Origin of the sequence: Streptomyces sp. SID4985 (genome assembly GCF_009863025.1) — a bacterium.
Taxonomy (GTDB): Bacteria; Actinomycetota; Actinomycetes; order Streptomycetales; family Streptomycetaceae; genus Streptomyces.
In genome coordinates this window covers 1-5,751 of sequence record NZ_WWIR01000494.1, presented here as the reverse complement: position 1 = coordinate 5,751, position 5,751 = coordinate 1, and the positions used below count along the sequence as shown (strand labels likewise).

5 protein-coding genes and 1 pseudogene are annotated in these 5,751 nt (G+C 73.9%); 4 read left to right on the top strand and 2 right to left on the bottom strand.

Annotated elements, in window-relative coordinates; all coding sequences use genetic code 11:
* Positions 1-1,891, top strand: a 1,891-nt coding sequence (locus GTW40_RS21800) for a TOMM precursor leader peptide-binding protein (RefSeq protein WP_161181880.1), incomplete at its 5' end; no start/stop codon positions are given.
* 112 nt (positions 1,892-2,003) lie between these two features.
* Here GTW40_RS21800 and GTW40_RS21795 read toward each other — a convergent pair.
* Positions 2,004-2,177, bottom strand: coding sequence for a thiazolylpeptide-type bacteriocin (locus tag GTW40_RS21795; RefSeq protein ID WP_018548797.1), 174 nt, complete (start codon positions 2,175-2,177; stop codon positions 2,004-2,006).
* Between the two features lie 226 nt (positions 2,178-2,403).
* Between GTW40_RS21795 and GTW40_RS21790 the strand changes: the two genes are divergently transcribed.
* Positions 2,404-3,720: an amidohydrolase gene (locus tag GTW40_RS21790; RefSeq protein WP_161181879.1), complete on the top strand. Its 1,317-nt coding sequence runs from the start codon at positions 2,404-2,406 to the stop codon at positions 3,718-3,720.
* A 10-nt stretch (positions 3,721-3,730) separates the two neighbouring features.
* Here the strand turns inward: GTW40_RS21790 and GTW40_RS21785 are convergent, their stop codons facing one another.
* Positions 3,731-4,624, bottom strand: a complete 894-nt coding sequence (locus GTW40_RS21785; protein ID WP_161181878.1) for a LysR substrate-binding domain-containing protein — start codon at positions 4,622-4,624, stop codon at positions 3,731-3,733.
* A gap of 107 nt (positions 4,625-4,731) precedes the next feature.
* Here GTW40_RS21785 and GTW40_RS21780 point away from each other — a divergent pair, with 107 nt between their 5' ends.
* Complete coding sequence (locus tag GTW40_RS21780; protein WP_161181877.1) at positions 4,732-5,577, top strand: SDR family NAD(P)-dependent oxidoreductase; 846 nt, start codon at positions 4,732-4,734, stop codon at positions 5,575-5,577.
* Positions 5,578-5,623: 46 nt separating this feature from the next.
* A pseudogene (locus GTW40_RS21775) lies at positions 5,624-5,751 on the top strand (histidine phosphatase family protein); the annotation flags it as partial.

Here is a 5,751-nt window from a genome sequence, read left to right as displayed (position 1 = left end):
CCGGCTCGCGGCGCGCGCCGCCGCGGCCGGGCTGCCCGCGCCCGCCGTCTCCCGGATCGGCGACACCAATGTGCTCGGCGAGAGCGTCCGCGCCGAGCTGCCGCCGAACCCGGCGGACATCCATCTCACCGCGCAAGCCGTGTTGTTGGGGCCGTGGGGCGGGGCGCCGGAGACGCCGTCCGCGTGCGGGACCTGTCTGGCGATGCGCCGTCAGCGGCTGCGCACCCGTACCGAGCGGGACGCGCTGGAGACCGGCATCGAGACGACGGCGGCCGGGCAGTGGCCCGTGCTGCCCGACCACGCGGTGGACGCCGTGTGGTCGCTGCACCGGCTGATCGTCTCCGGCGCTGCCCGGCATACGGTACGGGGCGCGGACGCGGCGCTGCCGCAGGTCACCGAGCTGGACCTGGAGACCCTGCGGGTGCGCACCTTCCCGCTGATGCCCGAGCCGATGTGCCCGCACTGCCGTCCCTTCACCGAGGAGGAGACGGCACGCGCGGCCGCCGAGGCCACGCTGTCGGCGCCCGCCTCCCTGCCCAAGCCGGACCTTGATGCGTACCGGCTGCGCCGCGCGGCCGACTATCCGCTCCCGGTGAAGGGGCTCGCCAACCCGGTGTGCGGGGTGCTCGGCGGCGGCACCTGGATCGACGTGACGTCGCCGACGACGGCCCCGGTCGCGGGAAGCGTCTTCATGCGCGGGTACGCCGGGCTCACCGACGTCACCTGGAGCGGGCAGTCCAACTCCTTCGCGAGCAGCAGGGAGTTGGCGTTTCTGGAGGGCCTGGAGCGGTACGCGGGCACGCACCGGCGCCATCGCGCGCCGGTCGTCACCGCCTCACTGGAGAAGCTGGGCGACCGTGCCCTGGACCCTCGTACGTGCGGGCTCTACGGACCCCGTACCTACACCGAGGACCCGATGGTCGAGCCCTTCGACCCGGCCCGGCCCATCCCCTGGGTGAGCGGCTGGTCGTTGCGCGACGAGCGCGAAGTCCTGGTCCCGGCCCGGCTGGTGTACTACAGCGCGGGCACCCGGGCGGACAACTTCGTCTTCGAGTGCTCCAACGGCTGTGCCACGGGCGGCACTTGGGAGGAGGCGGTCTTCTTCGGGCTGCTCGAACTGGTCGAGCGGGACGCCTTCCTGCTCGGCTGGTACGGGAACCTCCCGCTGCCCGAGATCGACCTGGCGGCGGTGGCCGGGCCCCGGGTACGGGCGATGGTCGCGCGGGCCGCGCTCCAGGGCTACGACGTGCATGTCTTCGACAACCGGGTGGACCTCCCGGTGCCCGTCGTGACCGGCCTCGCGGTACGCCGCGACGACGGCCCGGGCACCCTCGCCTTCGCGGCGGGCGCCTCCTTCGACCCGGAGACGGCCGTGGAGTCGGCGGTGTCCGAGATCCTGACGTACATCCCGCATCTGCCGGGCCAGGTGGCGGAGCGTCCCGCCGAACTCGCCGCCATGGCCGAGGACTTCGACCTGGTACGACGGCTGCCCGACCACGCGGCGCTGTTCGGGCTGCCCGCGATGCGGGAGCACGCGCGGGCGTATCTGAACCCGCCGCGCACCGCCACCCCGGACGAACTGTTCGCCGGATGGGAGGAGTTGCGTCCCCGCACCGGTGATCTCCGGGACGATCTCCTGCTGTTGCGGGATCTGCTGGCCGGGGCGGGGTGCGATGTCGTCGCCGTGGACCAGACGACGCCCGAGCAGCGGCGGATGGGGCTGCGCACGGTCGCCACGCTCGCGCCCGGGCTGCTGCCGATCGACTTCGGCTGGCCGCGACAGCGGGCGCTGCACATGCCCCGGCTGCGCACGGCTCCGCACCGGGCGGGGATGGTGGCGGCTCCGCTGCGGGAGGAGGAGCTGCGGCAGGTGCCGCATCCGTTCCCGTAGAGCCGGGCCCGTTCCACGAGGCGTGAACGGGTCCTTCGCCACGGCCCGTTCACACGGACGGTCCCCGGCGCGCGAGGTGCGCGCCGGGGACCGTCCGTGCCGACGACGAGCGTCAGGCGGTGCAGGAGGTGGTGCTGGTCGTGCTGGAGCAGGTGCTCGTGGAGGAGCAGCTCGTGGACGAGCCGAGCATGACCTCACTGGCGTCCGAGTAGTCGGTGATCTCGAAGGTCTCCGACTCGAGGTCCAGGATCTCCTGGGCGAGGGAGGCGAGGTTGTTGTCAGCCATGATGGCTCCTTCCGGGTCAGGGGACGTGACTCCGGACGGGACGGCTCCCGGCCGGTGGTGCGGCGAACCCGCCGGAGGCCGTGGCCTTCGGCAACTCCTTTTCTACGCGCGTCCGTTGTCACCGCCCTGGCGTTCCGCTGTCACATCGCTGACATGTTCCGCCCAAGCCCCGCCGCCGCGCCCCCGCGTTCCTTCCGGGCCGGTCGTGATCCCGAGGAGCCCCGCCGTGCCCGACCTCCGTGAATCGCCCACCCCCGGGGCCGAGTTGCCGGACCTACGCCCCCTGCTCGCCCCGGCCGCCGAACTGTACCTCGATCTCCACCAGAACCCCGAACTCTCCGGCGCGGAGGCCCGCACGGCAGCCCGGTTCGCCGACTGGCTGGAGTCGGACGGCTTCCGCGTACTGCGCGGCGTGGGCGGCCATGGCGTGGCCGCCGAACTCCGCCACGGCGACGGCCCAACCGTCCTGCTACGCGCCGAACTCGACGCGCTCCCGGTCGCGGAGCGCACCGGCGCCCCCTACGCGAGCACCGTCACCGCGCCCGGCCCCGACGGGCGCCCGGTGCCGGTGATGCACGCGTGCGGGCACGACGCGCATCTGGCGTGCGTGGCGGCGGCCGCCCGCTGGTTCGCCACGCACCCGGACCGCTGGCGCGGCACGCTCCTGGTCGTCGGACAGCCCGCCGAGGAGACCCTGAGCGGGGCGCGCGCCATGCTGGAGGACGGACTGTACGAGCGGATCGCCGTGCCCGACGTGGTGCTGGCCCAGCACACGGCCGCCTTCCCGGCGGGGATGGTGGCCCACGCCGACGGCCCGGTGCTGGCGGGCAGTCGCACGCTGGAGCTGGTCTTCGAGGGCGACGGCGGCCACGCGGCGACCCCGCACCTGACGGCCGACCCACTGTCGGCGGCGGCCGGAGCGGTCACCCGCCTGCCGGCTATCGCGGCCCGGGAGTCCGACCCGGCCGAGCGGCTGACGGTCACCGCCTCCGCGCTGCACACGGGCGACGCCGGTCACGCCGGGAACGTGATCGCCGCCCGTGCCGAACTCCGCGTCACGATCAGGGCGTTTTCTGATTCGGCCCTCTCGGCCGCGGCCGCCGCAGTGGAGCGCGTGGCCCGCGCCGAGGCGGCCGCCGCCGCGCTGCCACCCCGGGTCACCGTCACGGAGCTGTCCCGCTCGGGGGTCACCCTGCCGGACCCCGGGGTCACGGCGGCCGTACGGCAGGCACACCGGGCGGCGTTCGGCCCGGCCCGCGTCACGGGCTGGCCCGCCACCACGGCAACCGAGGACTTCCCATTGCTCACCGGAGCGGGCGCCGAACTCCACGGCCACCCCGGCATCCTGGGCGGCTACTGGATGCTCGGCACGGTGGGCGCGGCCCAGTGGGCGGCTGCCCCCGGCGACACCCCGGCGGAGAAGTTCCGCACCCTGCCCGGCAACCACTCCCCGCACTATCTCCCCAGCGTCCGGCTGACGTTGGAGACAGGGACGGCCGCCCTGGTGACGGGGGCGCTGAGCCGGCTGAAGGCGGACGCGTAAAGCGGCAGGGTCAGCAAGCCCCCACCTTCGCCGCCGCTTCCAAGTAACCGCGCACCAAAGGCCGTTCGTCGTCCCGTCGGGCGGCCACCGCCAACCGCGCCGGGGAGACGCCCCGGACCGGTACGGCGACCACCTCGTCCCGGACAAGCAGCGGGGCGTTGCCCCGGGCCAACAGGACGACACCCTGCCCGTTGGCGACCGCCTCGTGGGTCTCCTCGGCGCTGCCCACCACGGCGCCGATCCGGGGTGGGCAGCCGCCCCGGGCGTCCAGGGCCAGCCAGTAGTCGCGCAGCGGACCCGCCTCCGGCGGGAGGGCGAGGAACGGCTCGTCCAGGAGGTCGGCGAAGTCCACGCCCTCCTCGTGCGCCGCCAGCCGATGCCCGCGCGGCAACGCCACCAGGCGCGGCTCCTTGGCCACCACGACACACCGATAGCGCTCACCGTCCGCCAACGGCAGCCAGACGAAGGCCACATCGCTGGAGCCGTCGGCCAACCCCGCACTGGGATCAGCCCAGTTGACCTGCCTCAGCACAGGCCGCGCCTCCGGGTGCGCGGCAAGCAACCGGGTCCGCAGAGCGGGCAGCAGCCCACGCCCCGGACTCGTGGACATGCCGATCACCAGCGTGCCACGCTCGGCGGACCTCGCCTCGGTCACGGCGGCCTCCGCCTCCGTCCAGGCCGCCAGCACCGCGCGGGCGTGCGGCAGCAGGGCCTCCCCCATCGGGGTGAGCCGCACCGTCCGCCGGTCCCGCCGGAACAGTTCCGTGCCGAGCTGTCTCTCCAGCATCCGGATCTGTTTGCTCAGCGCGGGCTGGGAGACGAAGAGCCGTCGGGCAGCCCGCGTGAAGCTCAACTCCTCGGCCACCGCGGCGAAGTAACGCAGATCCCGTCCGTGGACATCCATGCCGCATGGCTATCACAGCAGGTCTTGGACAGGGCCCGGACGGCGGCGAAGGATGGGAGACATCGACGGGAAGATCCCGTACGGCGATCCACGAAGGGGACGGACACATGGCCGACAAGGGCAGGGTCTGGCTGGTCACCGGGGCGAGCAGCGGTTTCGGGCGGGCTCTCGTGGAGGCCGCGGTCGCCGCCGGTGACACGGTGATCGGTACGGCCCGGCGGCCCGAGGCGCTGGCCGACCTGGTCGACGCGTATCCCGATCTGGTGGAGGCCATCGCGCTGGACGTCACCGACGGGGAGCGGGTCGACGCGGTCGCCGCCGATGTGCTGGCCCGCTACGGCCGGGTGGACGTGCTGGTGAACAGCGCGGGGCGCACCCAGGTCGGCGCGTTCGAGGAGACCACCGACCGGGAACTGCGGGACCTCTTCGAGCTGCATGTGTTCGGGCCCGCACGGCTGACCCGGGCGCTGTTGCCGCGGATGCGGGAGCGGGGTGACGGCGCGATCGTCAACATCAGCAGTTACGGCGGGCAGTTGTCCTTCGCCGGGTTCTCCGCCTACAGCGCGACGAAGGCGGCCCTGGAGCAGCTGTCGGAGGGGCTTGCCGACGAGGTGGCGCCGTTCGGCGTCAAGGTGCTCATCGTGGAGCCGGGCGCGTTCCGCACCGGCCTGTTCGACAAGGGCGCGGCGTACTTCTCCGCCGAGCACCCGGCGTACGAGGAGACGGTCGGCACGACCCGGCGGCTGGTGCGGGACGGCGCCGGCACCCAGCCCGGCGACCCGGCGAAGGCCGCCCGGGCGATCCGGCTGGCCCTGGACGCCGAGCAGACCCCGCTGCGACTGGCCCTCGGCGGTGACGCGGTGGACGCCCTGGTAGCCCATCTGGACTCGGTCCGGGCGGAGTTGGCTGACTGGGAGGAGGTCTCCCGGGGTACGGACCTCGACGCACCGTGACGGTGTTACGTTCGCCGTCCGCCCGTACGACAGCACCAGGAGCCCCGTGACAAGCCGTGTCCTCCTCGTCTCGCCCGCGAGCAGCCCGGCGCTGCGGCAGGCCCGCTTCTACGACGGGCTCGGCCCCCTCGACGCCTCAGGGGCGGCCCGCGCCCGCGCGGCGGCGGGCTCCGT

Coding starts and splice junctions, on each gene's coding strand:
- GTW40_RS21795 (WP_018548797.1), bottom strand. CDS start 2,177: ATGGCTGACAACAACCTCGCCTCCCTCGCCCAGGAGATCCTGGACCTC.
- GTW40_RS21785 (WP_161181878.1), bottom strand. CDS start 4,624: ATGGATGTCCACGGACGGGATCTGCGTTACTTCGCCGCGGTGGCCGAG.
- GTW40_RS21780 (WP_161181877.1), top strand. CDS start 4,732: ATGGCCGACAAGGGCAGGGTCTGGCTGGTCACCGGGGCGAGCAGCGGT.